A 22761-nucleotide genomic window follows, 5' to 3' on the forward strand; every position below is an offset into this window, starting at 1 on the left:
GGTGTGCGCGGTACCTGTAGGAGCGGCCTTGTGTCGCGAAGGGCTGCAAAGCAGCCCCGGCAATTCTGAAGGGAGCTGGATATGAGCGCCAACGTAGACCTCAACGCCCGCCCAGACTATGACCGGGTGCTGCAAACCCTCGCCGATTACGCCCTTACGTACCGGGTCGAATCCGCCGAAGCCCTGGATACCGCGCGCAACTGCCTGATGGATACCCTCGGCTGCGGCCTGCTGGCCCTGCGCTTCCCCGAATGCACCAAGTTGCTAGGCCCCCAGGTGGAAGGCACCGTGGTGCCCAATGGCGCCCGCGTGCCCGGCACCGCCTACCGCCTCGACCCGGTCAAGGCTGCCTGGGACATCGGCTGCACGGTGCGCTGGCTGGACTACAACGATACCTGGCTGGCCGCCGAATGGGCCCACCCCTCGGATAACCTTGGCGGAATCCTGGCCGTTGCCGATCACCTGTCGCAGAAGCACGTGGCCGCAGGTGAGGCACCGCTGCTGATGCGTGATGTGCTCGAAGCCATGGTCATGGCTCACGAGATTCAGGGCGTGATGGCGCTGGAAAACGCCTTCAACCGCGTTGGCCTCGACCACGTGATACTGGTCAAGGTGGCCTCAACCGCGGTGTGTGCGAGGCTGATGGGGGCCAACCGTGAGCAGATGCTGAGCGCTCTTTCCCATGCCTTCGTCGACGGCCAGGCGCTGCGTACCTACCGCCATGCACCCAACGCTGGCTCGCGCAAATCGTGGGCCGCTGGTGACGCTTCCAGCCGTGGCGTGCGCCTGGCCGATATCGCCCTGCGTGGCGAGATGGGCGTGCCTGGCGTGCTCACCGCGCCGCAGTGGGGCTTCTACGATGTGCTGTTCAGCCACACCAACAAGGACCTGGCGCTCAAGCCTGCCGGGCAGCAAGAGCTGCGCCTGCCGCAAGCCCTGGGTAGCTACGTGATGGAAAACGTGCTGTTCAAGGTCAGTTTCCCCGCCGAGTTCCACGCTCAGACTGCCTGCGAGGCGGCGGTAGCCCTCCACCCACTGGTGCGTAACCGCCTGCACGAAATCGACCGTATCGTCATCACCACCCAGGAGTCGGCGATCCGCATCATTTCCAAGAGCGGTCCGCTGGCCAATGCCGCTGACCGCGACCACTGCCTGCAGTACATGGTGGCAGTGCCGCTGATTTTCGGTCATCTGGTGGCCGAGCATTATGAAGATGCCTTCCATGCCAATCACCCAAGCATCGACCGCCTGCGCGAGAAGATGGAGGTGGTTGAAGACCCGCGCTTCAGCCGTGAGTACCTGGAGGCGGACAAGCGCTCGATCGCCAACGCACTGCAAGTGTTCTTCAAGGATGGCAGCAGTACCGAGCAGGTGGTGGTGGAATACCCGATCGGGCATCGCCGGCGGCGAGGGGAGGGCATACCGTTGCTGGAGGCCAAGTTCAGGGACAACCTGGCGACGCGCTTTGCGCGGCAGCGGTGTGGGGAGATCGTGGATGTGTGCAAGGACCAGCAGAAGCTGGAGCAGATGGCGGTGCACAGGTTTGTCGACCTGTTCGTGATCTGAGTCGGCCTGCACAGCGCTCAAGGCCTGTGCAACCCCTGTAGGAGCAGCCTTGCGCTGCGAAGAGGCCATTAAAGCTCAGGAGAGTCTGTCGCCTTGCTGGCCTCTTCGCAGCGCAAGGCTGCTCCTACAGGGATCTCGACTGGTGCGGGCAAAACAAGAAAGCCCCGACATTTCTGCCGGGGCTTTCTTTTACATCTTACAACTCAGCTTACGCCTGAACCACCGGGATCTTGGCGTTGGCTGCCGCTTCGCGGAACTCGGCGATCTGGTCGAAGCTCAGGTAGCGGTAAACGTCGGCAGCCATGCTGTCGATGTCCTTCGCGTACTGCATGTACTCTTCGACGGTCGGCAGCTTGCCGATGATCGAAGCGACAGCGGCCAGCTCGGCCGATGCCAGGTACACGTTGGTGGCGTCGCCCAGACGGTTCGGGAAGTTACGGGTCGAGGTGGAGACCACGGTCGAACCGGTCTGCACACGTGCCTGGTTACCCATGCACAGCGAGCAGCCTGGCATTTCCATGCGCGCGCCAGCCTTGCCGTAGATGCCGTAGTAGCCTTCTTCGGTCAGCTGGTGAGCGTCCATCTTGGTTGGCGGAGCCAGCCACAGACGGGTCGGGATACCGCCCTTGACCTTGTCCAGCAGCTTGCCGGCAGCGCGGAAGTGGCCGATGTTGGTCATGCACGAACCGATGAACACTTCGTCGATCTTCTCGCCCTGTACCGAAGACAGCAGGCGGGCATCGTCCGGGTCGTTCGGTGCACAGAGCACAGGCTCTTTCACTTCGGCCAGGTCGATTTCGATGATCTCGGCGTATTCGGCATCGGCGTCGGCCGACAGCAGCTCAGGCTTGGCCAGCCACGCTTCCATGGCCTGGGCGCGGCGCTCCAGGGTGCGGGCATCGCCGTAGCCTTCGCCGATCATCCAGCGCAGCAGGGTGATGTTGGACTGCAGGTACTCGGCGATGGCCTTCTCTGGCAGCTTGATGGTGCAACCGGCAGCGGAACGCTCGGCCGAGGCGTCGGACAGCTCGAAGGCTTGCTCGACGGTCAGCTCGTTCAGGCCTTCGATCTCGAGGATGCGGCCGGAGAAGATGTTCTTCTTGCCCTTCTTCTCGACGGTCAGCAGGCCCTTCTGGATGGCGTAGTAAGGGATGGCGTGGACCAGGTCACGCAGGGTGATGCCTGGCTGCAGTTTGCCCTTGAAGCGCACCAGCACGGATTCCGGCATGTCCAGCGGCATGACGCCGGTGGCGGCGGCGAAGGCCACCAGGCCGGAACCGGCCGGGAACGAGATGCCGATCGGGAAGCGGGTGTGCGAGTCGCCACCGGTACCCACGGTGTCAGGCATCAGCATGCGGTTCAGCCAGCTGTGGATGATGCCGTCGCCCGGGCGCAGCGACACGCCGCCACGGGTGCGGATGAAGTCTGGCAGGGTGTGGTGGGTGGTGACGTCGATCGGCTTCGGATAGGCCGCGGTGTGGCAGAACGACTGCATCACCAGGTCAGCGGAGAAGCCCAGGCACGCCAGGTCTTTCAGCTCGTCGCGGGTCATCGGGCCAGTGGTGTCCTGGGAACCGACGGTGGTCATCTTCGGCTCGCAGTAGGCACCTGGGCGCACGCCCTGGCCTTCTGGCAGGCCGCAGGCACGGCCGACCATTTTCTGTGCCAGGGTGAAGCCCTTGCCCGAATCGGCAGGCTGCTCCGGCTTCTTGAACAGGTCGGAGGCGCCCAGGCCCAGTTCGGCACGGGCCTTCTCGGTCAGGCCACGGCCGACGATCAGCGGGATACGGCCGCCAGCGCGGACTTCATCCAGCAGCACTTCGGTTTTCAGCTCGAAGGTGGTGACCAGTTCGTCGCTGCCGTTACGGCGCACTTCGCCCTTGAACGGGTAAACGTCGATGACGTCGCCCATGGCCAGGTTGGTGCAGTCGAATTCGATCGGCAGGGCGCCGGCGTCTTCCATAGTGTTGTAGAAGATCGGGGCGATCTTGGTACCGAAGCAGAAACCACCGGCGCGCTTGTTCGGTACGTACGGAATATCGTCGCCGAAGAACCACAGCACCGAGTTGGTGGCGGATTTGCGCGACGAACCGGTACCGACCACGTCACCGACGTAGGCAACCGGGTAACCCTTGGCCTTGACCGCTTCGATCTGGGCCAGCGGGCCGACCGAACCAGGCTGCTGCGGCTCGATGCCGTCGCGGGCCATCTTCAGCATGGCCAGTGCGTGCAGCGGGATGTCAGGGCGCGACCAGGCGTCCGGGGCAGGGGACAGGTCGTCGGTGTTGGTTTCGCCAGGCACCTTGAACACGGTCAGGGTGTACTTGTCGGCGATGGCCGGACGCGAGGTGAACCACTCGCCGGCAGCCCAGGATTCCAGCACGGCCTTGGCGTGAACGTTGCCGGCCTTGGCTTTTTCGGCCACGTCGTGGAAGGCATCGAACATCAGCAGGGTGTGCTTGAGCTGTTCGGCCGCGACGGCGCCCAGTTCGGCGTCATCCAGCAGTGCGACCAGCGTTTCGATGTTGTAGCCGCCCTGCATGGTGCCCAGCAGTTCGGTGGCGTGCTTGCGGTCGATCAGAGGCGACTTGGCTTCGCCTTTGGCGACGGCGGAGAGGAAAGCGGCCTTGACATAGGCAGCTTCGTCGACCCCTGGCGGTACGCGGTGGGTGATCAGGTCTACGAGGAAGGCTTCTTCGCCGGCCGGCGGGTTTTTCAGCAGCTCGACCAGGCCTGCAGTTTGTTCGGCGTTCAGCGGCTGGGGCACGATACCCAGGGCGGCACGCTCTTCGATGTGTTTGCGGTAGGCTTCAAGCACAGTTATTTCCCTCATCAGTGGTCCCTAAAGGGGGTCCGGGACGCTCATCCAGCATTCAATGCACCCATGCGCTGCCACGGCTTTGTGGGCCGCCCAGCCAGAGTCGCAAAGAATCCTTACAGAAGCTGCTTTCAAAGTTTTACGCCTGCAGAACGGGGAGCTGATGAGGGCTGGCACGGGCATGCGAGGGATGCATGGCCCGGGCCAACGCCGTTCTACCGGATGAACTGTGCTCGTGACGCTTTGAAAACAGCTTCCAACGGACATTGTTGCCTTTGAAAAGGCGGGATGATTCTACGGCAAAAAAAGCCCGAAGGTAAGGCGGCGAAGATGACTTTAACGAGTGACCCTGGTTAGACAAAGGGCTAACATGGGTTCGTGTTCCATCGCCAAGCTGTTGTTTTTCATGTCCAACAAGTCCATCAAGACCCCTTGCGTCGGCCTGTGCTCCACGGTTTACGGAGACACGGTTTGCCGTGGCTGCAAGCGGTTTCACCACGAAGTGATCAACTGGAACGGCTACGACGATGCGCAAAAGCGCGCCGTGTGGCTGCGCCTGGAGCAACTGCTGGTGCAGGTGATGATGGCCAAGCTGGAGGTGTTCGACAAAGGCTTGCTGCGCCAGCAACTGGAGCAGCGTTCCATCCGCTTTGTCGAGCAGCAGTCGGAATATTGCTGGGCGTACCAGCTGATTGCCCGCGGGGCGCGGATGATCCGCGACCTGGAAGCCTACGGCATGGTGCTGTTGCCGGAATTTCGCGACTGGGAGCTGCCGCAGTTGCGCGACGCCATCGACCGCGAGTTCTTCCTGCTGTCCGAGGCGCATTACCAGCGCTACATCGCCCCCGGTTTCCTGCGCGATGCCTTGGAGGCGGGGCAGGGCTGAAGCTTTATTGGTGAAGCTGCCGGCCTCTTCGCGGGCACGCCCGCGAATGGGCTGGTGCGTTTACCAAATCAGTCGCCGGTATATTCGCAACCGCTGGTGCAGGTTTCGTGGATGCGCACCTTCGACAGTTCCGGCAGCAGCGGCTTGACCTGGTCCCAGATCCACTTGGCGATCACTTCGCTGGTGGGGTTTTCCAGGCCCGGTATGTCGTTCAGGTAGTTGTGATCCAGTTGCTCGTAGATCGGCTTGAAGACCGCCTTGATCTCGGCGAAGTCGCGAATCCAGCCGGTGTGCGGGTCGAGCGGGCCGGTCAGGTGCAGGCCGACCTTGAACGAATGGCCGTGCAGGCGACCGCATTTGTGCCCGGCAGGGACGTGAGGCAGGCGGTGGGCCGATTCGAATGTGAATTCCTTGAAGATTTCCACTGGTGGACCTGTATAGCTGGTGGGATAAGGGCTTGAGCGGAAATTGGCGTTACAATGTACTGCTCAATGTACTGATTGGTCGTCGCTGGGGTCGAAAGAGGTCATCCACTGGGTGATGTCCGACTGGCGCCAGGCAACCGAATTGGGGCCTATCTTAACCTGTTTTGGGAAGGTGCCTTCACGGATTCTGCGATAGACGGTGTTACGGCCAATGCCGGTCACGTGCAGCACCTCGTCGAGGCGCAGGAAGCGGTCGATGTTTTCTGCGGGTCGCATGGGTGTCTCCTTTATATAGAAGGGTCAGGCCAAGAAGTGGTGCCCGACCTTCGCCGCGCGGGCGGCTTCCTCGGTGCGGAACATGAGCCTGGTCTTGCTGGTGCTGCCCCAGGCGTTGTACTCGACATCGACCCACCAGGCGCCGAACTTGCGGTACGGCTCGCCGAGGATCTTCGTGACGTAGCAGTCGATCAGGTTCATGGATGGTCTCCTGGCTCAGTCCCAGTCGTGAGTGATCTTCGGGTTAATAGGTGGTGTGCATTGGAGGGTGGCCAGATCAATAAGAGTGAAATGGCCATCCATCCAGCCGGCAGTGTCGATGTGGTAGACGTTGCCGAGTAAGGCGGGCTGGCGTAGCGGGGTGTGCCCGACCACTACGGCGCTGATTCCTGTCACGGGATCGGTCTCGCCTGAGTTGATCCTGCTGCGCGACCACTGGGCGACAGCCTGTGCATGCTCTGTTTCGGCAGGCGAGCCAGTCTCAATGCTCAGCTTGAAATCAGGCCAGCGACCGTACGGAACGTCTGCGTGAACGATTCCGACAATCCCGTGCGCGGTTTCAACCTCGATGGCCAGCGGAAGGGCTTCAAGCGCCACAACGACATCGGCCCGCTCATCCTGCGATAGCGCGTAGAACCAAGCGCCACCGTTGCAGAAGTGCAGGTCGGTGTTTCCTTCGCGGAAGGCCGATACGGTCATTTCCTCATGGTTGCCGCGAATTGCGTGAAACCACGACCGGTCAAGCCATTCCATGGCGGCCAGGCTTTCTGGGCCACGGTCTACAAGGTCACCAACGCTAAACAGCCGGTCAACCGCCGGATCGAATCTGGCCGCGTCCAGGGCAGATTGCAGCCGGGTGAAGTGCCCATGGATGTCGCCGACCGCGAAATCGCGGCCAGCCGTGTTTGTGGCGAAACGCTTGATGCGCACCACCTCGATGGTTTCGAGCATGCAGTATCCTTGCCCGCGCATGTCGGCGGGCTTTAGTAGTTGGGGGAGGGGTTATGCGCGGTGACCGCGCTTGCAGAACCAGTCGAGCGCGTCGCAGATCAGCGGGTTTTCGTACCAGGTCTCGATCTCGCGTTGCTCATTGCGGTCGCGGAAGAAGGTGGGGCCGAGGTAGTTGTGCCAGGCCATGAACACCCGGGTGCCGTCCGCAAGCGGCAGGCGGTAGAAAGGCGACAGGCAGACAAAGCCATGCTCGATGCGGAGGCAGGTCATCGCGGCCACCTGTAGAGGTGGAAGGCCACAAAGGCGAGGGCGATCATAGAAGGTGTCCTCCGGCTTCGAGCAGGCTGTCACGGTCTTCGCGAAGATTGTCCCGCTCTGTGGCCAAGCGCTGTATCTCGCGGTGCAGGTAGTGGGCGATGGATTCGCCGCAGCGCAGGTCGCAGGGAATGGCGCGGCCTTTGAGGGCGGCTTCTAGTTCGTGAAGTGCGAATTGCTCGATCATGGCGCCACCTGCTTGCTGTATCCTGCGTCGATCATCGCCTCAATCACCTGCCGGGAAATGGACTCAGCGGGGATATCGCCTCGGAAAGACTCAAGCGTTCTTGCTATGGCCGTGTGAGCATTGCGGACCTTGTGCAGGCGTTCATCAGCAGCGATTTGCTCTGGCGTTCTGATTGGGCGGAATCGTTCGATGGCCTTGTGTGGCAGTCGCTCCTCAACAAGAGGGCGGCCGTTCTGATACGAGGGGCGGGTAAATACGATGCCCAGGTCAGTAACCGCGGTAATGGTCGCCTCGACCCAGCCGAGAACGTTGGCCTTAAACTCGCACTTTGTACCAACTGCAGGTAGGCCTTCACCATCCCAGCGCGCCGGTCGTGGCGTGATGTACTGCACCTGGCCACGCGTGAAGTTGTGCCGGTTATCGCCGGTGCCCCCGCCATAGGGATAAGCGCGATCCTCGGCGCCGACCACTGCGTACTGGTCCATGTTGATCCACACTTCGGTGATGCCGTGGTGGGCGACCAGGCCGTGCCCGTCTGCCCACTCGGGCGCCTTGCTCCAATCGATCTTGCTCACAGCTGATACCTCTCATCAATCCAGCGCCCAGGCGCCAGAGCGGGTGTAGGTTCGGGTTGGGTTTCGTGCGGGGAGAGCTGGCGCTGGCTGCCCGCCTGCAACTGGCTGTCGGGGATGCAGCTGATTCCGACCCCATTGAGCAGGTAGCAGGTGACGCCGCGCTGGCTGTCGTGCTCGATGTCGATGACGTTCTCGGTTGCGCTGGCGCCGGTGGCCAGCAGGAGGAGGCAGAGGGCGAGGCGGGTCATTCCTGAGCCTCCAAGCGTTCATGGGCAACCATATCGATGAATGCCTTAGGCAACTCGACAGCCTCATGACCGGGCGACCAGGACAATGGCGGGCTCTTGCGGATCATCTCATTGAGCAGTTCGAACGCTGCAAGCAACTGGTCGTCGTTGATCTCGCCATCTTCCGGCAGGTCATCACAGAAGTGGTCGCCTGGATCAATCTCGCTGGGGTAGTTCGGCGTGCAGAAGACCAGTTTCAGGTCGGTCAGATCGATCTCATGCTCGATCAGGTAGTCGCGCAGCTCTTCCTCGTCGAAGAAGTACTGGTCACCGTCGTATTCGGTGATCACCTCGCCGGCCCATACGCGCTTCGGCATGGATGCGAACTTGGCCGCCCGGCTCTCTGCGTGACAGACCGCGCACCACCCGTTTGTGGCATGGATGGGGTGCTCCGGATTCTTCGCGCAGTGGCGGTGGGTCGACCCGCAATAGCGGGCCATGTGTTCATCCTTGCCCCAGAACCGGCCGGAAGGATCGACCCAACCGGTAACGGTCTGCAGGCTGGCGGCTTCGGGGGATTCGTACATCACGACTTTTTCTTGGCGCACGGGGATTCCTTGGCCGCCATATCGCGGCAGTGAATAGAGGGGAGAGGGGTTACAGCGAAAGGAGTACGGATGTACTCCAGTGGTCAGGAGGGCTTGCGCTCCAGGGCGGCGCGGGCTTGCCAGCCTTCCCATGCCATCTGTACAGCCATGCGTGAATATTCGTCGCCATCGCGGTGCAGGGCATCCTTGTGATAGCCCTTCTCAAACGCCGCCCGCTCATCGAGCTCAACCGGCGCGCTCGGCGCTGCGCTGGCGGATAGGGCGTCGTCTATCGCATCAATCAAGGCTGGGGTTGCCTGGCCAAGCCCTTCTGCATTGCGCCCGACCACGCCTTCGAAGTCGCGCGCGATTGGGTAAAGAACACCGTCACGTGCAGATGTAATCCACTCCAGGCATTTGCGTAGAAGGTCGTTTCGCTCTTCGATCTTCAGCCCATACTTGATCTCTAGCACTCGAAGGCGGTCAACCTCTTGCACATGGCTGCGAATGCTCTCCCGCTGTGTTTTGATTCGAGATTCCAGCCGCTCAACCTCGGCGGTATCGGTCATCGGCCCCAGGCCAACAATCGGCAGCCCAGTATCCGCCGCATCCCTCTGTGCCTCTTCTTTGGTCCACCAGATGGCAGTACCAACCATCCAGGCTATTGGCTCGGGGTGGGGCTGTGGTGCTGGCTGGGCCATAGCCTGAATGATGCTGAGCAGGTCATCCCGTCCGAGCTCGTCACAGTCGCCTAGGCACAGGCGGTCGCCAATGTCGCGGGTGCACTGCGCATCGTCTTCGGTCAACTCTTCGGAGCTGCCAACCCAACCGCAGCTGCGGCATTGGGCGGGGTAGTAAAGTCCAACCAGCGGCTCACGGCCAATGTATGGCGGCACGCTGACCATCTCTGTGTTGCTGGATCGGTTTTCTGTGGGCATGGGGATACCTCGCCGGGGTTATAGGGTTTCGAGATAGGCGGCTATGAAGTGCGTTGCCGCTTCAGCATTGATGGCGTTTCCGTAGGCGCGCAGGCGTCCCACTCGGGCGGTAGCCCCATGAGCCAGCGGGAATGTGCCGGGTTCAACTGGCCGCCACTTTCCATCCCGGCAGAAGAGCCAGTCAGCATCTGCCCACAGGCCGTTAACCGGGCCGGGCCATCCGCTATTGCAGCCATTGAGCAGAGTGTCCATTCCCCCTTGGCTGCCTTCGCTTGCGCTGCCGGAGAGAAAGTCGCGTGTTTGGCGTTCTGGGCTGTCGGCGTTGGCCATCCCGCCAGATACGCCTGCCTCGGAAGCTGATCGTTGCGGTCCTTGCCGTCCCGCTGAGCCACCATGCCCGGGGTGTCCTTCCAGTCGCGCGTGGTCGGCGTCGTCCATCCCGACAAGCACGCTGCCGCTGCTAGATCTGGCCCATGATTGCGCATGGCTTCCAGCAGGCCGCCTTCGAAGGTGCGCACGCCCTTGTCGGCCAATGCGGCCGTTGGAGTTGGCCACCCAGTACGTGCGGTCTCGGATATGCGGCGCACCGACGCCCGCAGACGGGAACGCGATAGCCCCGAAGGCATAATCCATGGCTTCCAGGTCAACTTGTACAAGGTCGAGCCAAGGCTCTGCGTCCTTGCTTGCAACCTGCTCTCCAAAGACGACTGCAGGCTGGCGCTCGCTGATGAGCCAATGGAAGTGCGGCCAGAGGTGCCGCTCGTCATCAAACCCAGCTCCCGCGCCTGCCGCGCTGAAAGGTTGGCACGGACAGGAACCAGTCCAAACAGGTCGATCATCGGGCCAGTCGGCGCGGCGAAGGGCGTAGGACCAAACGCCGACGCCGGCGAAGAAATGGCATTGGGTATATGGCTTGAGGTCATCAGGATGAACATCCTCGATCGATCGTTCGTCAACGTCGCCTGGCGCGATGTGGCCTGCGGCAATCAGATTGCGGAGCCACTGCGCGGCGTATGGGTCGATTTCGTTGTAATACGCAGTCATGCGACTCCCTTTTATGATTGGCGCAGATTGGATAAGTGGGTTATCACTGCTCTCCGACACGACATAACGGAGGTCGCCATGGCACTGAAAAGTGATACCGACGCTCTTGCGTTGATCGCAGAAGAGGCTGAGGTGATGCTGGAAAAGATTGGGCTTCCGAACGATCACCTACAGAAAGAACTGGCCATCGGGCTCCGACAGATCATCGCTTTGGCTCGCTACAGGGCAGGATCTGGCATCGGCGATGACGATCCTCGCCGGGTCGGCGTTATCGTTGAATAGGGGAAGGCGCTGGCGGGCAGCGCTTGGTGTTACGGGCGGTTATCGTGATCGCAGTGGCGGCAATCTTCGTAGCTGGGCGAAGGCACGAATCGGCCACAGCCGCCGCAGTTCTGAATGCTTGCTGACTGCCGTCGCTTTGCCTTGGGCAGCACAATGCCGGTGCCCATCAGGGCCTCTTTGATATCAACGTCCCGCTTGTGCACCAGGCGCCGGGCCTTGGCTTCGAGGTAAGCCACCGGCCAGATCACTGCCTCATCTGGTGTGTTGCCGATCGCCTGAGCAGCCTCAAGAGTCAGGCGGTGGGCCTTCTCGAATCGGTAGGTATGGCCAATAGGCCAGTGTGCCAAGGCGATGTCATTGCCGTTCCAGTGGCCTGGGATCTGCAGGACAACGGTGCATCCCGGGTTCAGTTGGTCGCGAGCTTCGTCCAGGCTGATGTACTGATGATCGACGCCAAGATGCGCGCGGGCATCAACGTAGTCCTTCGGCCATGGAATGTCGGTGTCGCGGTGGCTACAGGCCTGCTCTTGGGTGAACAGTTCGGCCTTGTCGAGGCTGGTGGTGTATCCGCCGCCCAGGGCCCAGAACATCAGGCCATCACCAACATCGGTACGACTATCCTGCAGGTAGAACTGGGTCATGGCTTTCTCCATGCATGCGCCGCCCTCCGTGGCCGGATGCGGCATGGTGGCAATTTGGTTTTGGATGGGGTATTATGAAGGACGATCGATTTCGTCGTCGGCGTCCTGATCTGGATCTGAAATGATCTTCCGCACGCTGGCATCGTTGAATGCCTGCACCACGTTTTCGCTAAGTAAGATTTCGTGGCGCACAATCAGGAATTTGGCCAGCTCATCATCGCTCATGGCGTCCATCTTCAGGATCGCCATCTGAAGCACCTCATTGATCGGCATGTCATCGGCGCGCTTGCAGATACGCTCCATCGCCTGATGGATGCCGGGCCTAACCCGATGCCTCAGCGCCTTCTCGTCGAACTTGATGCGTTTCCTCTCAGCGTTTTCATTACGCTGCTGCTGCGTCAGAGCCATCATCTTCTCCATTACGCACAAAGCGGGTGCCCGGCCCTATGTCGAGCAGGTCGCACACCCGGTTGATGATCTTGAGCGCGGTGTCGAACACCATGGCGTCGTCCGGCTCGCGGGCCAGGCGCTTCATGTTCGGCTGGTGCTCCAGGCAGACCTTGTCGACCAAGCGGCGGGCCAACCTGCGCAGGTGATCCGCGCTGTCGTGCATGCGCAGGCTCAGCGCGAATGCCAGGGCCACATCATCAGGCCGGTACTGGCCGCCGCTGCGGGTGATGTACAGCTTTCGGACCGGCTTGCGAATCGATGCGTCGAAAAGGGATGCCATGCTCGACCTCCTGCAGGCCACTTGGTGGAAGGTGGAAATGCTCACGCCGCCTTGTTCTTTGCAGCGCGCTTCGGATTTTTCTGCTCAATCTCAAGATCCATGTCGTTCCAGCCGGCCAAGAACCAGGCCCCATGGAACGTGTGATAGGCGAATGGGTTGGCCATCTTGCCGCCACCGTTTCGGCGGCATTCCCGGCCAAGGTAGTAGACGCTGGGGTGCTCGCCGTGCTCGTTCATGGCCTACCCCTGGCGCCGCTGAACTGGAAAATCAATGCCGAACTCATCGAGGATCCGCACAAGCCGACAGTTGCCGATACCCAGCTCAGACGTGGTCCGGCATCTGGACTTGCCAGCATCACGCATGGCAATGATCTTGTCGGCCAAGTCGCGATCCTCCTGGCTCGGTTCGGCATTTACCTTCGCCGGTCTGGACGGTTTGGGCGGGCTGAAGAACCTGAATCCTCCCCGCGCCGCTACGCCCCATAGAGCGGTCTTGGTTTCGCCCAGGAGCTTTGCGACCTCACCACAGGTCATGGTCTTGGCGAGCTCTTCGATCTTGGCTGTGCGGGCCTTGGCGCGGCTTTTGCGCTCGCCGCCGCGCTCCTGCTTGATTGGCTTGGCCCGCTTTGGCTTTGGTTCGGGGTGCTTGCGCTGCCGAAAAGGCACGTATTCGAAGCCCTCAAGCACGACCAGCTGGCCGCCAGATGCGAAGAAGGCAGCCTTCGCTGCCTCCAGGTCGATTGATTGGTCCATGGGCGCCTCACTTGATGCGGATCGAGCTCTCGCCGCGCTCAAGATGCGCCCAGCCTGGCTCGGGGATGAGTTCGTGCTCGCAGTCTTCGCCTGCGGCCATGCGCTTGCGGACAGCTTCGTTGTGCTCGCGGTCGGCCTTGAGCTTGGCGGCGATGGCGTTCTTGTCCGGTGCGATTTTGGTCACCACCGACGTCAGCTCATCGGGTACCGCCTGCTCGTTATCGACGATCACCTTTTCCTTTCCGGCTACCAGGCTGATGGTGAACAGCGGGCGCTTGATCGACTTGATGTTTGCGGCATCCATGTTCCGGCGCAGGTAGTCGGTGATGGCTGTCACGCTGTTGGCCTTGATGCGCTTGAGCTCGCTCAGGCGGTTGATCTCGGCGTCGATCGCGCCAATGTCGCCCTCGATGTTCCGGCGCAGCATGACGATGTTGTCGGCCTTCACCTCGAACTCGCCCTGGATGCCGGCCATGGTGTCCTGAATGGCCTGCTTGAGGCCTTCATCGTCGGTGTCACACATGGCGGCCAGTTCGGCCATCTGGCCGGTGAGTGCGTAGAGCTGGGTCATGCTGCAGCCTCCTGTGGTTTCCCGGCCTCAAGGTTCTTCAGTTCTAGCGAGATTCGCGCAGCTCCTTTCTCATCTTTGCGACCAATGAGCTTGCGCACTGCGTGGTCATGGATTTTCTTGCGCTCATGCGGCGTAACCGCCTTCTGCATGGTCTCGATCGTGTCCTTGATGAAGTCCAGGCGCTCTTGCTGTTGGCGCTCGATCTCGGCCTGCCTGTCCTCGGCCTGCTCGATGGCCTGCTCGGCCTGCAACTGCTGCACGTAGTTCACATCGTCGAACATGCCCAGGAACACATCGGCGCTGAAGCCCAGCATGGAGAGAGCCTTCTTGATGGCGTCGGTCAGCGATTTCTTCGGCGCCTCGCCATCAGTGGTGGTTCCGTACTTCGACTTGTAGAGGTACTGGGTGCAACCGTACTGCTCGATCTCGCCGCGCTGGCCGTCGAGCATGAACCAGAAGGTGATCTTGATTGTGTGGTTGAGCTCGAAGCCCAGGCTGACGCGCTTGTCGCCTTCGCCGCTGAACATCTCGGCGCCTTTGTCGAAGCGCTCCTCAACGACATTCCACCCAAAGCCGATGCCGGCCGGCCCGAATACCTCGGTGGCCTTCATGATCATGGCGGTGCCGTTCAGGCTGGTGATCTGCTGGCCACCGACCTTGGCGTCCTTGGTGAATCGGGTGTCGGTCGTCTGGACCTTCTCCCAGATGCTCATGTTGTTGGTCATTTCAGGCTCCAGCAGCTTATGCCGTCAGCTTCTTGATAATGGCCTCGCCGACCTGAGTTTCGATCAGGTCGCGCAGGGCGCTATGGTCGTAGTCGGCGATGATGTCGCTGACGCGCTGGTGGATCATTGGCTTGAGGTCTTCAATCGCCTGCTGCATCTGCTGCCAGCCTTTGCTGGCCTCGCGATCCCAGGCGTTCGGCGGACTGAATACCGTCGTCGATGACAGGTTGTTGATGACGCTGATGGCCTTGTCTTTCAGGGTGGCCACCATGCTGCCGTCGAAGTGCTGGTCGACGATCTCGCCAACCAAGTAGTAGGCGGAGTTGCTGATGATGCGCTCGAAGTCTTTCTGAGCATGGGCGGCTGCAGCGGCGCTGAAGGCATCGGTCACGATCCGACGCTTATCCGACTCGCTCAGGTAGTCGTCGACGTTGATGGTTAATTCGGACATTGGGATACACCTCGCGCCAGGCCGGCGCTGTCAGTTGGAATAGGGAATGCCAGGTCACCCAGGCACGGAGGTACGCTCCAGGCCCTGGCTGCGGTGGATGGTTGCGCGCTCTCGCCGCTTACGCTCCCGAAGGGGTACGGTTATCCCGAAGGGCCGCCGTGCTCGGCTACGTGATTCGGGTCAGGGGATCATTCGCCGCTGGTGTAGTCGCTGATCCATTCCTGAATTCGTTCTATGCCGATGGCATTCAGGGCTTCGTAGAAATCACCGCTGGCTTCAACCCATGCAGAGAAATGCTGTTCGCCCATGGCATTAAGCAGGTTGACTGGTCCGGCTGTTTCTACGATGTCGGCCGGATCAACATCGTGCAGTCGATCTGCAACCGGGATGTCTTCTACAACCGCGGTCAAGTCGGCCTCAACCGTTACCAGCATCGTGTTGCCGCAGAAAGCCTCGAGCTGAACGTCGTGCGCCTTGAATGTGATGCTGCTCATTTGATTTCCTCAGGAAGTGATGTTGCCGGCCAGGGCGCTCAGGAGGAGCCAGCCGGTGCAGAAGGCGAAGAGGGCAGAGAAGGAGCCGCGCCAGATGACCAGGCGGGCGCGCTGGTAGCGGGTCATTTCAGCTCTCTCCAGCCCAATACGCCACCGATGAAGATACCGTCATGAGTGGCCCATCGACCTTCATTGGAGTGGAATCGACATCTCCATCGAACGCGTGATCCGTTGTCGAGTTGGCGCAGCGCTTGGACCACTCGGTCGCTATCAGGAACTCCTGATTTCCAGCCAACCACCTTCATGCCCGCACCTCGTAGGCCAGGGTGCACATGCCGCAGAGATATGCCCGTCCCGACCAGGCTGCCGGGTTCTCAATGTGAGCCAGGCGCGCCTGATTCATGGCGTCCTTCATGGTCAGGCCCTTAAACACCAGCAGGATTCGATCGTCTGGCACGGCCTGGGCAGCCTCGGCCACCTGGTCGTCGATGATCGACGGGAAGATCGGCGTGGTCATGATGCCTCCTGCTTGCGGTATCCGGCGTCGTAGATGCGCGCAGCAGCCTCATCTGAACCGACCACGCCATACTCCCAACCCACGAGCTTGACGATCTCGGCAATGCTTTTGCTGCGCTCTTCCGCCGCAATCTGCTCGGGCGTGCGAACAGGGCGCACCTCGACGGCATGTGCATACGAGGCGCACAGACCGTTGATTGCTGGCTCGCCAGCCCAGTCCCAGACAATCACATTGCGAGATGCGAATACGACAGTTGCCTGCGACCACTCGGTTTCTGCTGCGACGTTGCGCAGCTCGCATACAGTGCCAGCCGGCGGAATACCTTCGCCATTCCACTCCGGACGCTTGACCAATGGGCGATTACAGTCGTCGATGCGCAGGCCGTACACGGTATGAAGAGGCACGGTCCAGCCGCGCTTGATGTTGAACAGAAGCAACGCCTCGCCAATCTCGCGCAGGAAGTTCTGGTCCACCGGGTCGAAGTGGGTCGCTTCAGGGCAGCTTGCCCAGTCAATGCCGCTCATGCAGCCTCCTTGCGCCGAACGGCAATACGCCGAATGCGCTCGCAGTAGTGTTTGAACTCGTTGGAGTCGATGACGAGGATGGAGAAGTAGGCGACGACCATCGTCTCAGCCTTCGCGTCTTCCACCGGGCCTGAGCCCGGCAGAAGCATCGTCTCGATTGCGGCCTCGATGGCGCGAACCGCCACGCTGTGGGGATTCATTCCGCGTCCTCGCCCTGGGCCAGCACTGCTTCCTTGGCAAAAGGGGTGAGCAGCTGCCGGGCAATCTCTTCAAGTTGGACCTCTGGGTTGGCAACGCTCAGGATCTCGTCGGCTGCGGCGGCCGCATCGCTGGTGACCTTGCAGCGCGCCGCCAGCACCAGCCGACCCAGCACCGAGCAGCTGACCTCTGGCAAGCCAAGCTGGCCCATCACGAACTCATCCACCGCCTGAGCGAAGCGCTCGTAGGTCACGCCACGCTGGCGGAAGTTGCGCTGGAACACTACGTCACGACGCGACATCAGCTCTGCGACACCGTCGTCGATCCAGCGTGCCTCCGCTTGCTCGGCCGAGATTTCGCTGACCGCCGGAGGCAACTGGTTGTCGTACTGCCATTGTGCTGCTCGAAGTGCGCCCATGGTCGCCTCCTGGTGATGGGTTACTCGGTGGGTGGCGCCGGGAGTGGCTGCCAGTGGGTGACTTCGTTCATCTCGCCGTCGAAATCAGCCTCGTACTCCCCTTCGCCATTGTCACGAAGAGGGTGGAAGCAGCCTTCGTCGTAGATGACTGGCTCAACCCACCGGCCTCCGCCGCAAGATTCGAACCTGAACCCACTCGCAAGCACTACGACACCAGCTGCTGGCAGCCTGTCGCTGCAATTGATCCAGCCGCTCATGGCTTCACCCGGGCGGCGAGCATGGCGTCGGCCAGTTCGTAGCACTCGGCGACAATATCCTCACGCTTGGCGTTCGCAGTATTAGGGTCTGCGCACAGGCCTTGCAGCGCCTTGGCAGCGAAGTAGTCGCGCAGATTCATGCCGTTGAAGTCGTCGTCATGCTGCAGGCCAGGCACCGGAAAAGCCGGGCCGCCAGTTGGTTTGCTCATCGTGTGAACCTCGGTAGCCAACCGCATTGGCCGGATGCCAGGCGCAGTGACCAAACTGGGCGTGAAAAGCCAGCCTGGCACCCGCCAATGCGGTCGCGTGTGAAGGGAAGGGGTGATGCAGATGCCGGGCGCTACCCCTGCAGCTGGCTTGGCGTGGACCCATCCAGCGGCGCAATTCGTTTACCCTCAGAGCGAGGGAAGGGACGTCCACAGGTGCTTCGGTAACCGCGCCCTGAGCTGGGCGCTTCTCTGCATCGGGGTGTGATCTGGCCGGTGCTGATCTCCGGCGTGCGTGAGAAGTGTCAGGTTCTACCGAGCCGGTCAGCTTTCGCCCGCCGGCGCCGCGCTTGTGAGCCTGCATCGCTGCGCATCAGCCTGCGCATTCAGATCACACTCCGATGCAGCCTGCGATGGGGAGCAGGGCATCGGGCAGTTAACGTCAGGCTGACGTGGCGCTGGTTGTTCAGTCGTCCTCGCCCTGGGCCAGCATCTTCTCGATGTCAGCGGCGCCCGGCTTATTCCAGTTCTTGATCTGGCCGGTCTCCAGGTCAATGTTCAGGATCAGGTAGTCGCCATAGTGATTGCCCGGGAAGAAGTCGGGCACATAGCCCTCGTAGCTGCCCACCTCGTCGCCCTGCGCGTCCTGGAGGCCAGCCGCAAAGCCGTCGCGTACCTTGATGTGAAGGCGAAGCTCGGTCACGTCGACCTGAACCGTTTTCTGTTGGTTGATCTGCATGCTGGGTTCCTCGGTTGATTTCCCGTCTGGCCCTGTCGCCAAGGCCAGCCAGTGAAATCCATTGGTTACTGAGTGCCGATGATCTTGATCGGGTCGGACTTGACCGCCAGCGGCTGATCAGAAACGAAGTAGTTGAGCCCGGCGATTTCGATGTAGGCATCAGTGGCCGCATCGAAGAAGAACACGCTGCTGCAGGGGCCCGGGCTATAGGTGCCACCCAGGCCTGGGGCAGTGAGGCGCTGTGACGTGAGCCCGCCATTGCCGTTGTAGTCCTTCCAGACGTCATCAGGCGGGGTCAGAAGCGAGCAGGTTGGCACTGGCCGCGTGTTCGATACGTAGTAGCCCATCTGCTGGCCGTTGTTGCCGAGGATGTAGACGTAAAACAGCTTGCCTTTCTCATCCAGGCGGCGGACCTGCTTGGCTACCGCTTCGCGAGACAGGAAGTTGTTCACCTGAGGCACTGGAACCGCCGAGGTGGCGCGCTCCATCAGCGACGACTGGGCCTGCATGTTCTTGTCACGAGCGGTCGGCGGAGCCGCCTCGCACCCCTTGTTGCCCATCATTGCCCCGCACAGCAGGAGGCCGAGCGGGACCATCATCAGTTTGCGCATACAGTGACCTCCGATTTAGCGTCGATTGCCTTTGGCAGGCCTGAGTCGAGGAAGCGCGCCTTGGTGTAGTCCTTGCGCACGTCCACGTTGTATTGGGCGATTGCCCGAGAGCGCTGGGCCGTGATTCCTGCGATAACCGTCCTGACGCGGCTGGCATCATCGCCAGTCAACCCGGACAAGGCCGCCTTCTGGGCAACAAGTGATGCCTCATAGCCCTGAATCGCGGCGCATTGGTCGAAGTAGCTTTCGTAGTTGGCGATTCGGCTTGGCGCAGATTCGATCTGCACTTCGGCGTTAACCCGTCCGCTCACTTCTGCGGTCAGGTACTTCCATGCCAGCATGCCCGCTGACAGAACGATCAAAACTAGAACCGCGAATACCAGGTACAAGCTGGCCGATTTTGCTTCTGAGGCTTTCATAAGCACTCCTGTGGTTGATTCCCCTGATACCCCTCGCGAGAAGGGCATCAAGGAAATCTCTTTCTCTTGCACAGGCCGACGGTCGCTTTCCCGTCAGTGGCTTTCAGCGCGACACGGGATCATGGTCCCAAGGCCAAACGCTTACTTGCCACCACGCAGCCTCTCCAGCTACGCCCTCCGATGAGGTCTCCTGTGCCCAGCGCCGACATGAGGTCGAATCGCTGCGTACCGTTGCGCGGTACGTCCGCTGGCTATGCATCGGCCAGCTCGGCGTTCATCTGGTTTTTAAAGAGCGGTGAGGCTTGAGGGCCTCTGCAGTCCCTCGTGAGTGACTGCTTGAGGTGAATTTAGAAAACTAAACGGATCGCGTCAAGAATTATTTTAGAAATCTAAACAGGCGAGACGAACGGAAATTCCTACAGGCCGCGTAATGTCAAGACTTCCGGCTCTGTAGGAGATCGGCTAATCTTGTGTCGTCCCTGTATGAATATACAGTTATTGGAGTGTCAGATGGCAAAGCCCCAGAAGCAGCAGGAGAGAGCGGTTATGTCGGGCGTGGAGCGACTGGGTCTTCGAGTGTCATCGATGATCAACCACCCGATCGCGCAGCAGCAGCGATGGGTCGTTATTCACCGCCTGGACACCGACGGTGACCGGGAGTGGGAAGAGGTGATGGGGATTCTCAAGGAAACTGACGGGATAGAGATGGAATTCAACGAGGAGGATGCCTCGGTCACGCTGCGCTGGGAGGCATTCTCGGATGACGACCCTCAGGCGCAGAACCAGGATGAGTTTGTGGCGATCGAGGAGCCGGCCCCTTTCTGATGGCCACAAAAAAGCCCGCTCGGTTGGCGGGCTTCTTAAAAGCAGTTCTGCTACGGCTCACTACCAAACTTTGAACGGAAATCTTTTTCCAAGAGTTTGCAGGCGCCGGTAATGATTTCACGAGCGGCCTCTGGCCCTTCATACGAGGCTTCGCGATCCCGGCACAGCTCGATTGCCGCTCTAGCTTTGGATCGCTCTTTGCCCTCTGGCGTGCTGTCGACGTAAAAGCCAAACCCCAAGAATGCAACGACCAAAGCCAGCAGCGCGAGGAAAATCTTTGTGATCACCCCCATGCCCTTTGGCCTATCAATGTAGTCGGCCGGCAAAATAATTGCCTTATCCAGGTCGGCGTGACAATGCTTGCAGCGAATGGCTTCAGCTTTGATCGTCTCGGCGCAAAAGGGGCACCGCTTTTCGGTTAAGTCCAATCGTGATCTCCATATCAGGCAGGAAGGGCCTAATTCTAGCATTGTGGCTAGGGGCTATCACGTGATGGTCACGCCTTCTTGGCGTTCCATATCAGCAGAACCTTCGCGTGCACCGTAACGTCATCGATCCGCGCGGTCTGGTTCTCGTAGTGCTTGTTGTCCGAGATCAGGCGGAAGTGGTCCTCATCGAGGCGCATCAGGCGCTTGATGTACAGCTCCTGGTGCCAGGTGATCACGTAGATGCCTTCGCCGATGAACTCGTTGATCCCGCGATCGACAATGACCAGGTCCTTGTCGTTGATCGTACCTTCCATGCTCTGGCCCCAGCCGGTAATCATCGCCAGCGCTGACGGAGCGGTGTAGGTGACGCCTTTCTCGCGCAGGATCTCCTCGCGCACCACCAGGTTACGAACGGCCTCGTTGTAGTCGGCCGGCACCTGACCGTGGCCCATGGCTGCCCGAACGTCGTACTGCGGGATGAGGATCTCTTCCTGGGTGGGTTTTAGGCTCGAGTAGGCAGCAGGCAGGTACTCCTGGCCATGGTCCGGGCTGTCGGCCTCAGCCGCGGCAGCCATCATCACCTCGCGCGCCTTTTCGGAGAGGTTCTTCCCGGCCTTGGAGGCCAGCATCTGCGCAACCAGCTCTGCAGTAGTCGACGCAGCGCCGACAGGAGATGGCTGATCAGTAGCCTGGCCAGTTCCGTCCGACAGCCATTCTGCTGAGCACTCCAGCGCTTTCGCCAGGGCGAGCAGGTTCTTTCCCTTGGCGCCGTTCGTTCCGTTGATCCAGAAGCTCACGGTGCCCTTGGACACGCCAGTCAGTTTGCAGAGGTCGGCGGAGCTGAGATTTAGCTCCTTCATGCGTGCTACGACGCGGTCTTTGAATTCCATATTAAGGATTCTAAACACTTCATTGTTTAGATAACTTGCCTTGTGCTGTTTAGAACTCTAAACTCGGTGGCAGACATCGGAGAAACACCCATGACCTACGACGAAGCCCTGAAATTTTTCGGCACCGGCCGCGCAATCGGAGACGCCCTGGGCGTTACCGGCAGCCGCGTTTCTCAGTGCCGTACGACAGGCGGGTTCTCCTACCCAATGCAATGCGTTTTGGAGAAGGAGTCGAGCGGGGCGCTGATCGCGAAACGCGAGGACGACCCGGCCAACTCGCTCAAGAAATCCGCCGCTTAACCCATTTCATAGCCGCAAGGAGCCAACCAAGCATGTACCAAGACCCGAATCAGAAGCGCGCCATCCCGGTGAAGGTCCGTTTCGAGCCCGTGCTCGACCGAATCCTGCGCAAGGCCGCGAGCAAGACCCGCATGCAGCACGCCACCTATCTGTACGAAATCATCGAGTGGGCCGTAGCCAACGGCGTTATCGAGGAGCTGATGCAGGACAAGCAGCAAGAAGATATCGCGGGCTGAAGGCCCTTTGGAGGCCTAAATGACCGTACAGCTTGATCAGCTGTCGCCAGATGTGCGGCAGCGAGTAGAGGGGCTGATGAGGGCCAATAACTGGGATTTCAGCACAGCGATGAACCAGGTGTTCGAAGCGGCTGTAGCCAGTGGGGCTCTTTCAGTGGTTGGCCGCAGGAAGGCCAAAGTCTTGCAGTTGGTGACCCCAATGAGGGCCTCTGCGAGGGACTCTTCAGGGTAGGGCGGAGGCCCTCATAACACTCAACCCAAAACGACCGAAGCATCCTGGGGATCACCCGATGGCCTACGACGACAAAGCACACCGACACGACCACCAGGTCAAGGTCCGCTTGGATGACGAGGACTTCAACGAGCTGAAGGGGTACGCCCTGGAGCTCAAGGCTCAGCACAGCGTGCTGGCAAGGGAAATCATCCTGGCCGCGCTGGCGTTCAAGAAAGAGCACGGCCACCTGCCGCTGATCAACGAGAAGAAGGCCAGGGCCTGAATAGGTCAAGGGAGGACGAATGTCGCCTGCAAACGAAGCGGTACAGCAGCACGACGTAGAGGTCGCCCGGTTCCGCCGGAATGACTTCGCGGACCTGGAGGCCTGGGCGGAGGAGGTTGGCGTCAGCACCGACGAGCTTGCCGCGCAGATCCTGAAGAAGGCCACGCACTTCCTCGCTCAGCGGGGGAAGCCAAAGAGCAACAACGTGGTGCCGTTCGCGGCGCCGAGGTAAACGTCCGATCCCTAATTAGGGAC

General features: G+C 60.7%; 40 protein-coding genes and 1 pseudogene. 8 read left to right on the forward strand and 33 right to left on the reverse strand.

Translation table 11 applies throughout. The annotated features are described in order from the left end of the window. The first annotated feature begins 81 nt into the window (after positions 1 to 81). Positions 82 to 1566 (forward strand): 2-methylcitrate dehydratase, encoded by a 1485-nt coding sequence (gene prpD, locus ACK56M_RS09785; RefSeq protein ID WP_411959384.1) that lies wholly within the window; start codon positions 82 to 84, stop codon positions 1564 to 1566. A gap of 208 nt (positions 1567 to 1774) precedes the next feature. Here prpD and acnB read toward each other — a convergent pair whose 3' ends face one another. Next, entirely contained in the window at positions 1775 to 4384 is a 2610-nt protein-coding gene (gene acnB, locus ACK56M_RS09790) for a bifunctional aconitate hydratase 2/2-methylisocitrate dehydratase (protein ID WP_023661205.1), read from the reverse strand. Between the two features lie 406 nt (positions 4385 to 4790). Between acnB and ACK56M_RS09795 the strand changes: the two genes are divergently transcribed. Beyond that, positions 4791 to 5270, forward strand: a complete 480-nt coding sequence (locus ACK56M_RS09795; RefSeq protein WP_177342386.1) for a DUF1289 domain-containing protein — start codon at positions 4791 to 4793, stop codon at positions 5268 to 5270. A gap of 68 nt (positions 5271 to 5338) precedes the next feature. Here the strand turns inward: ACK56M_RS09795 and queD are convergent, their stop codons facing one another. From queD to ACK56M_RS09855, 12 genes and pseudogenes are all read right to left on the reverse strand, one after another. Then, positions 5339 to 5695, reverse strand: a complete 357-nt coding sequence (gene queD / locus ACK56M_RS09800; protein ID WP_015269720.1) for a 6-carboxytetrahydropterin synthase QueD — start codon at positions 5693 to 5695, stop codon at positions 5339 to 5341. A 63-nt stretch (positions 5696 to 5758) separates the two neighbouring features. Beyond that, a complete protein-coding gene (locus ACK56M_RS09805) occupies positions 5759 to 5971 on the reverse strand; it encodes a helix-turn-helix transcriptional regulator (RefSeq protein WP_054572450.1) in 213 nt (70 codons plus the stop codon). A 24-nt stretch (positions 5972 to 5995) separates the two neighbouring features. Further along, the gene (locus ACK56M_RS09810; RefSeq protein ID WP_411959385.1) at positions 5996 to 6172 is read right to left on the reverse strand and encodes a hypothetical protein; all 177 of its coding nucleotides are present in this window, start codon (positions 6170 to 6172) and stop codon (positions 5996 to 5998) included. A gap of 15 nt (positions 6173 to 6187) precedes the next feature. Further along, the gene (locus ACK56M_RS09815; protein ID WP_411959386.1) at positions 6188 to 6922 is read right to left on the reverse strand and encodes a metallophosphoesterase; all 735 of its coding nucleotides are present in this window, start codon (positions 6920 to 6922) and stop codon (positions 6188 to 6190) included. Between the two features lie 51 nt (positions 6923 to 6973). Beyond that, positions 6974 to 7192: a hypothetical protein gene (locus tag ACK56M_RS09820; RefSeq protein WP_016711333.1), complete on the reverse strand. Its 219-nt coding sequence runs from the start codon at positions 7190 to 7192 to the stop codon at positions 6974 to 6976. A 43-nt stretch (positions 7193 to 7235) separates the two neighbouring features. Beyond that, on the reverse strand, positions 7236 to 7424 hold the full coding sequence (locus tag ACK56M_RS09825) for a hypothetical protein (protein ID WP_411959387.1): 189 nt from the start codon (positions 7422 to 7424) through the stop codon (positions 7236 to 7238). Continuing rightward, positions 7421 to 7999 (reverse strand): hypothetical protein, encoded by a 579-nt coding sequence (locus ACK56M_RS09830; RefSeq protein ID WP_371034159.1) that lies wholly within the window; start codon positions 7997 to 7999, stop codon positions 7421 to 7423. Before ACK56M_RS09830 ends, ACK56M_RS09825 begins: the two co-directional genes overlap by 4 nt. Then, the gene (locus ACK56M_RS09835; RefSeq protein ID WP_411959388.1) at positions 7996 to 8247 is read right to left on the reverse strand and encodes a hypothetical protein; all 252 of its coding nucleotides are present in this window, start codon (positions 8245 to 8247) and stop codon (positions 7996 to 7998) included. Before ACK56M_RS09835 ends, ACK56M_RS09830 begins: the two co-directional genes overlap by 4 nt. Further along, the gene (locus ACK56M_RS09840) at positions 8244 to 8834 is read right to left on the reverse strand and encodes a hypothetical protein (protein ID WP_411959389.1); all 591 of its coding nucleotides are present in this window, start codon (positions 8832 to 8834) and stop codon (positions 8244 to 8246) included. Before ACK56M_RS09840 ends, ACK56M_RS09835 begins: the two co-directional genes overlap by 4 nt. A gap of 83 nt (positions 8835 to 8917) precedes the next feature. Beyond that, complete coding sequence (locus ACK56M_RS09845) at positions 8918 to 9751, reverse strand: hypothetical protein (protein ID WP_411959390.1); 834 nt, start codon at positions 9749 to 9751, stop codon at positions 8918 to 8920. A gap of 18 nt (positions 9752 to 9769) precedes the next feature. Beyond that, the gene (locus tag ACK56M_RS09850; RefSeq protein WP_411959643.1) at positions 9770 to 10081 is read right to left on the reverse strand and encodes a hypothetical protein; all 312 of its coding nucleotides are present in this window, start codon (positions 10079 to 10081) and stop codon (positions 9770 to 9772) included. A gap of 264 nt (positions 10082 to 10345) precedes the next feature. Then, positions 10346 to 10795: pseudogene (locus ACK56M_RS09855) on the reverse strand (DNA cytosine methyltransferase); the annotation flags it as partial. Between the two features lie 78 nt (positions 10796 to 10873). On the opposite strand from ACK56M_RS09855, the gene ACK56M_RS09860 reads away from it, so the two are divergent. After that, positions 10874 to 11077: a hypothetical protein gene (locus ACK56M_RS09860; protein WP_411959391.1), complete on the forward strand. Its 204-nt coding sequence runs from the start codon at positions 10874 to 10876 to the stop codon at positions 11075 to 11077. A 29-nt stretch (positions 11078 to 11106) separates the two neighbouring features. On the opposite strand, the gene ACK56M_RS09865 is transcribed toward ACK56M_RS09860, so the two are convergent. From ACK56M_RS09865 to ACK56M_RS09950, 18 genes are all read right to left on the reverse strand, one after another. Further along, the gene (locus tag ACK56M_RS09865) at positions 11107 to 11718 is read right to left on the reverse strand and encodes a hypothetical protein (RefSeq protein WP_377734933.1); all 612 of its coding nucleotides are present in this window, start codon (positions 11716 to 11718) and stop codon (positions 11107 to 11109) included. 72 nt (positions 11719 to 11790) lie between these two features. Next, positions 11791 to 12126, reverse strand: a complete 336-nt coding sequence (locus ACK56M_RS09870) for a hypothetical protein (protein ID WP_411959392.1) — start codon at positions 12124 to 12126, stop codon at positions 11791 to 11793. Next, complete coding sequence (locus tag ACK56M_RS09875) at positions 12101 to 12448, reverse strand: hypothetical protein (RefSeq protein ID WP_411959393.1); 348 nt, start codon at positions 12446 to 12448, stop codon at positions 12101 to 12103. Before ACK56M_RS09875 ends, ACK56M_RS09870 begins: the two co-directional genes overlap by 26 nt. A gap of 41 nt (positions 12449 to 12489) precedes the next feature. Beyond that, the gene (locus ACK56M_RS09880) at positions 12490 to 12684 is read right to left on the reverse strand and encodes a hypothetical protein (RefSeq protein ID WP_049818798.1); all 195 of its coding nucleotides are present in this window, start codon (positions 12682 to 12684) and stop codon (positions 12490 to 12492) included. Between the two features lie 3 nt (positions 12685 to 12687). Beyond that, entirely contained in the window at positions 12688 to 13200 is a 513-nt protein-coding gene (locus ACK56M_RS09885) for a hypothetical protein (RefSeq protein ID WP_411959394.1), read from the reverse strand. Positions 13201 to 13207: 7 nt separating this feature from the next. Then, positions 13208 to 13771 carry a siphovirus Gp157 family protein gene (locus ACK56M_RS09890; RefSeq protein WP_411959395.1) on the reverse strand — a complete coding sequence of 188 codons (564 nt, stop codon included), beginning with the start codon at positions 13769 to 13771 and terminating at the stop codon, positions 13208 to 13210. Next, the gene (locus tag ACK56M_RS09895; RefSeq protein WP_054572438.1) at positions 13768 to 14496 is read right to left on the reverse strand and encodes a hypothetical protein; all 729 of its coding nucleotides are present in this window, start codon (positions 14494 to 14496) and stop codon (positions 13768 to 13770) included. Before ACK56M_RS09895 ends, ACK56M_RS09890 begins: the two co-directional genes overlap by 4 nt. A gap of 16 nt (positions 14497 to 14512) precedes the next feature. Continuing rightward, on the reverse strand, positions 14513 to 14947 hold the full coding sequence (locus ACK56M_RS09900; RefSeq protein ID WP_054572439.1) for a hypothetical protein: 435 nt from the start codon (positions 14945 to 14947) through the stop codon (positions 14513 to 14515). A gap of 188 nt (positions 14948 to 15135) precedes the next feature. Beyond that, complete coding sequence (locus ACK56M_RS09905; protein ID WP_028697931.1) at positions 15136 to 15441, reverse strand: hypothetical protein; 306 nt, start codon at positions 15439 to 15441, stop codon at positions 15136 to 15138. A 301-nt stretch (positions 15442 to 15742) separates the two neighbouring features. Further along, positions 15743 to 15958, reverse strand: coding sequence for a hypothetical protein (locus tag ACK56M_RS09910; RefSeq protein ID WP_411959396.1), 216 nt, complete (start codon positions 15956 to 15958; stop codon positions 15743 to 15745). After that, complete coding sequence (locus tag ACK56M_RS09915; RefSeq protein WP_411959397.1) at positions 15955 to 16482, reverse strand: hypothetical protein; 528 nt, start codon at positions 16480 to 16482, stop codon at positions 15955 to 15957. The genes ACK56M_RS09910 and ACK56M_RS09915 overlap by 4 nt, the downstream gene beginning before the upstream one ends. Then, positions 16479 to 16682 carry a hypothetical protein gene (locus tag ACK56M_RS09920; protein ID WP_196184252.1) on the reverse strand — a complete coding sequence of 68 codons (204 nt, stop codon included), beginning with the start codon at positions 16680 to 16682 and terminating at the stop codon, positions 16479 to 16481. Before ACK56M_RS09920 ends, ACK56M_RS09915 begins: the two co-directional genes overlap by 4 nt. Next, positions 16679 to 17098, reverse strand: coding sequence for a hypothetical protein (locus tag ACK56M_RS09925; RefSeq protein ID WP_411959398.1), 420 nt, complete (start codon positions 17096 to 17098; stop codon positions 16679 to 16681). The genes ACK56M_RS09920 and ACK56M_RS09925 overlap by 4 nt, the downstream gene beginning before the upstream one ends. A gap of 20 nt (positions 17099 to 17118) precedes the next feature. Continuing rightward, complete coding sequence (locus tag ACK56M_RS09930; protein ID WP_411959399.1) at positions 17119 to 17355, reverse strand: DUF551 domain-containing protein; 237 nt, start codon at positions 17353 to 17355, stop codon at positions 17119 to 17121. Then, a complete protein-coding gene (locus ACK56M_RS09935) occupies positions 17352 to 17564 on the reverse strand; it encodes a hypothetical protein (protein ID WP_411959400.1) in 213 nt (70 codons plus the stop codon). Before ACK56M_RS09935 ends, ACK56M_RS09930 begins: the two co-directional genes overlap by 4 nt. 463 nt (positions 17565 to 18027) lie before the next feature. Next, positions 18028 to 18300 carry a hypothetical protein gene (locus tag ACK56M_RS09940; RefSeq protein ID WP_411959401.1) on the reverse strand — a complete coding sequence of 91 codons (273 nt, stop codon included), beginning with the start codon at positions 18298 to 18300 and terminating at the stop codon, positions 18028 to 18030. A 65-nt stretch (positions 18301 to 18365) separates the two neighbouring features. Continuing rightward, positions 18366 to 18911, reverse strand: coding sequence for a hypothetical protein (locus ACK56M_RS09945; protein ID WP_411959402.1), 546 nt, complete (start codon positions 18909 to 18911; stop codon positions 18366 to 18368). Next, positions 18899 to 19330 (reverse strand): hypothetical protein, encoded by a 432-nt coding sequence (locus ACK56M_RS09950; protein WP_411959403.1) that lies wholly within the window; start codon positions 19328 to 19330, stop codon positions 18899 to 18901. The genes ACK56M_RS09945 and ACK56M_RS09950 overlap by 13 nt, the downstream gene beginning before the upstream one ends. A gap of 510 nt (positions 19331 to 19840) precedes the next feature. Here ACK56M_RS09950 and ACK56M_RS09955 point away from each other — a divergent pair. After that, a complete protein-coding gene (locus ACK56M_RS09955; protein WP_236222296.1) occupies positions 19841 to 20155 on the forward strand; it encodes a DUF1654 domain-containing protein in 315 nt (104 codons plus the stop codon). A gap of 50 nt (positions 20156 to 20205) precedes the next feature. Here ACK56M_RS09955 and ACK56M_RS09960 read toward each other — a convergent pair whose 3' ends face one another. Together ACK56M_RS09960 and ACK56M_RS09965 are read right to left on the reverse strand one after the other, a co-directional pair. Further along, positions 20206 to 20583 (reverse strand): hypothetical protein, encoded by a 378-nt coding sequence (locus ACK56M_RS09960; RefSeq protein WP_411959404.1) that lies wholly within the window; start codon positions 20581 to 20583, stop codon positions 20206 to 20208. Between the two features lie 68 nt (positions 20584 to 20651). Next, complete coding sequence (locus ACK56M_RS09965; protein WP_236166642.1) at positions 20652 to 21473, reverse strand: S24 family peptidase; 822 nt, start codon at positions 21471 to 21473, stop codon at positions 20652 to 20654. A gap of 90 nt (positions 21474 to 21563) precedes the next feature. On the opposite strand from ACK56M_RS09965, the gene ACK56M_RS09970 reads away from it, so the two are divergent. The 4 genes from ACK56M_RS09970 (at position 21564) to ACK56M_RS09985 (ending at position 22738) form a co-directional block, all read left to right on the forward strand. Beyond that, positions 21564 to 21773 carry a hypothetical protein gene (locus ACK56M_RS09970; RefSeq protein WP_024086961.1) on the forward strand — a complete coding sequence of 70 codons (210 nt, stop codon included), beginning with the start codon at positions 21564 to 21566 and terminating at the stop codon, positions 21771 to 21773. Between the two features lie 32 nt (positions 21774 to 21805). Next, positions 21806 to 22009: a hypothetical protein gene (locus ACK56M_RS09975; RefSeq protein WP_027907145.1), complete on the forward strand. Its 204-nt coding sequence runs from the start codon at positions 21806 to 21808 to the stop codon at positions 22007 to 22009. A gap of 290 nt (positions 22010 to 22299) precedes the next feature. Then, entirely contained in the window at positions 22300 to 22506 is a 207-nt protein-coding gene (locus tag ACK56M_RS09980; protein WP_027907143.1) for a hypothetical protein, read from the forward strand. Between the two features lie 19 nt (positions 22507 to 22525). Then, a complete protein-coding gene (locus ACK56M_RS09985; protein ID WP_027907142.1) occupies positions 22526 to 22738 on the forward strand; it encodes a hypothetical protein in 213 nt (70 codons plus the stop codon). Positions 22739 to 22761: the final 23 nt, after the last annotated feature.

Source organism: Pseudomonas sp. s4, from assembly GCF_046764235.1.
In the GTDB taxonomy this organism is placed as follows: domain Bacteria; phylum Pseudomonadota; class Gammaproteobacteria; order Pseudomonadales; family Pseudomonadaceae; genus Aquipseudomonas; species Aquipseudomonas asiatica.